This is a genomic window from Sphingomonas sp. Leaf4 (assembly GCF_920939515.1).
Lineage (GTDB): Bacteria > Pseudomonadota > Alphaproteobacteria > Sphingomonadales > Sphingomonadaceae > Sphingomonas.
Genome location: NZ_CAKLBB010000032.1, coordinates 1 through 2,905 on the forward strand (window position 1 = coordinate 1; position 2,905 = coordinate 2,905).

The 2,905-nt window shown below is 56.9% G+C and carries 3 protein-coding genes; all 3 read left to right on the forward strand.

Going from position 1 to position 2,905, the window contains the following annotated elements:
* The first annotated feature begins 371 nt into the window (after positions 1-371).
* Positions 372-788, forward strand: a complete 417-nt coding sequence (gene rnk / locus LRA89_RS20370; RefSeq protein ID WP_230772838.1) for a nucleoside diphosphate kinase regulator — start codon at positions 372-374, stop codon at positions 786-788.
* Between the two features lie 782 nt (positions 789-1,570).
* A complete protein-coding gene (locus LRA89_RS20375) occupies positions 1,571-2,020 on the forward strand; it encodes a hypothetical protein (RefSeq protein ID WP_230772839.1) in 450 nt (149 codons plus the stop codon).
* Positions 2,017-2,760 (forward strand): TorF family putative porin, encoded by a 744-nt coding sequence (locus tag LRA89_RS20380; RefSeq protein WP_230772840.1) that lies wholly within the window; start codon positions 2,017-2,019, stop codon positions 2,758-2,760. The genes LRA89_RS20375 and LRA89_RS20380 overlap by 4 nt, the downstream gene beginning before the upstream one ends.
* Positions 2,761-2,905 lie beyond the last annotated feature (145 nt).

The window sequence follows — 2,905 nt, forward strand, 5'->3', positions numbered from 1 at the left end:
GGAAGCCGTAGAACAGCGCGCCCTGTGCCACCTGCCGACCCATCATGTCCGTGATCCCCCTACCGCCTTGCAGGAGTGAATCACGCCCTCGTCACCATCGCAAGCAGCCGTTTTTCAACAGCCTCGACCGGTTGTGACACCACGCGCTGGATGGAACGGTTAAGGGTTGACGTAACCTGCTGTACACATCACCTTTCTAGGTATGAACGCTCCCGCGACATACAGGCGCTTCCGCCACCACGCCGGACAACTCGCCGCACGCCTGTAGCCCGGGCTTTGGACGGCGCTGCCGCCTAAGTTCGGGCCTTATTCGATCTGATCCTCATGGTCGCGCTGTGTGCGCTTCCGATCTCGAATGGCGGATACTTTCAATGGTACAGCACACCCTCGCGGCGAATAATCGTCCGACAATTCATCTTACCGCTGGCGAGTGTGATGCGCTCTCCGAACTGGCGCTCAGTGCAGAGCACAGGCATCCGTATTCCTCAGCGATGCTTTTGGCCGAGCTTGACCGCGCCGAGCTATGCAAGCCAGGCGAACTGCCCGAGAAGACGGTAGCGATGAACTCGCGGATCGATTTCATCGATGAAGGGACTGGCGCGCGCCGCATCGTGCAACTCGTCTATCCGCGCGATGCGGACATAGCTGCGGGCCGCGTTTCGATCCTGACTCCAGTTGGCGCTGGGCTGATCGGTATGACTGCCGGCTCTTCGATCCGCTGGCCCGATCGCGACGGCCGTGACCGAGTGTTGCGCATCGTGAGCGTGACTCCCCCCAGAGAGGGTTGAGGCCATGATCGAGCAACTCAGCCGTCGCAACTGCACCGGGGATGACAGCAGGGCTTATGATGCCCCTCTACGTGAGACAGTTTCCGCTGCCTTAGGCGGCCGGGCTCTACGCCGATCTGACACTCATCCAGCGTATCGCGACGATCGCTTTATGCCACGGCCTGAAACACATCAGCGGTTCATGGATCACGCAGGCCAACTCGCCGCACGCCGCTAGCCCGAGCTCGCGGACATTTGCCGCTTGAGTTCGGGCTTCATTCGATCTGATCCCGCCGACGCGCGAAGCGCGTCCGCGATCTCGAGTAAGCGGAAATCACATCATGTCAGACGATACGTCAAATCCGGATAATCGGAACCTTTCAAGTCGAGCAAACACTGCCGAAGACAGGCCAACAACTGTATTTTTACGGGCGAGACCCGACAGCTTTTTTTCTAATAAATTCACACTTGAATTGGAGGAAACTTATTCTGACGACGGACATAAATCCAAAACAACCAATAGCGAGAAGATTACTAGCTATTTAATAGATGCAAATCTGGCTCTGATGATAATATTTATTGGAATACCAGTATTATTATACTGCGTGATTACGTCTGTAGAATAGTTTAACAACTAGTATTATCTCTATTACAGAGGATTGATACTGAAACTTCTGCCTTAAAAATCGCGCACCGCTCTTACGGCAAGGCAACAAAGGACCAGTTCGGTTGTTATAGTGATGATACAGTACAACATTCTCGTCACCGGCCAGCATCGGCCGGGACGCCGCTAGGAGAGAACAATGACGTCCATAATGGCAGCAGGATTGGCCCTCGGCCTCTCGGCAATCGTATCCACAGCCACGGTGAATCACGCGACGCGGATAGATCACCAAAGCGGCCCAGTGGATGTGCGCTATCGTGGCGCGGTTCAGATCAGCCACAAGCAGGTGGGCGCTGTCACCCCAGGGGGGCGTCCCTCGACACTCGGCTGTCAGTGGAAAGCTGACATGATTGTTGCGCGCGAAGCAAAGGCGGCATCGGGCACGATGCTGACCCGGAATTTTGTTCGAGAAGGCGTTGCCAGCGGTAACCGTACTGGCTGGTGCAGCACGCACCATGCCTCCATCGCCAATCATGTTGCACGTCAAACTTCTGACCTCGATCGTCACATGATATCGGTCGCAAAAGAAGATCATGAGGTTCTTCGCGCAGAACTAGACCGCGTTCACGGAGCAGTTAGCGCAGGATGAAACGAGTAGCATTCAGCGCTTTCACCCTAGCCATTGTAATCGCTAACTCGCCCCATCCCGCCGATGCTCAGAGCTCACCATTGGCGGGAGTGGAACTGAGCAATGACGAAGTGAGGCGCGGGTTGAGTTGGAGTGAAGGCCGCGCTGCTCTTTCTGCGGATGCCTTGGTCCTGCTTGGTCCCGTAGAAGTATCAGGTCGTGCCGCGACAACACGAAGCTCAAACCGCCACGCCGGGGCCGATGCTGTGACCGACGTCGCACTTGCCACTGCTTGGAATCTGGGTTCTTTTCAGATGCGCACTGGAGCAACCGGCCATCTTTTCACGGGCGCCCGTGATGCGATGGACTATGTAGAGGTGGGTACGTCCGCTTCGTATAGCTATGGGCCAGCCCAACTGACTGCAGGTGTCGATTTTGCGCCTTCCCAGGACGCAATCGGCGGCAGCAATCTGTATCTTTACGCCAATGCGAACGCCGGCGTTCCCGGCACGCCATTCACCTTGGTAGCCGGGCTTGGTCATACCTCTGGAACCACGACCGATCCTGTTCGAGTACAGCGTCTTCGCCCTTCTGGCAGTTATACAAACTGGCGTCTCGGTGCGGAGCATCGGCGTGGGCCGCTGACGCTGGCAGTGGACTATCTCGGGACAGACATTGGTCGCGGCGGCTTTGCCGGTTCATACGCGGACCTTGCGCATGCCGGGGATCGGATACTCGGTAGAATACGCTATGACTTTTAAGGTCCGCGATCCTCGATACTAGAGCAGATTCCGTTCAGTATGCATCGTATCCGGCAGCGGCGAAGTAGTTGGCGCACTCAGCGGGCGTGTAGGTGTCGATGGCGGCGCCGATGGCGCGGGACAGGTCGTCGACGGTGCGCGCAGC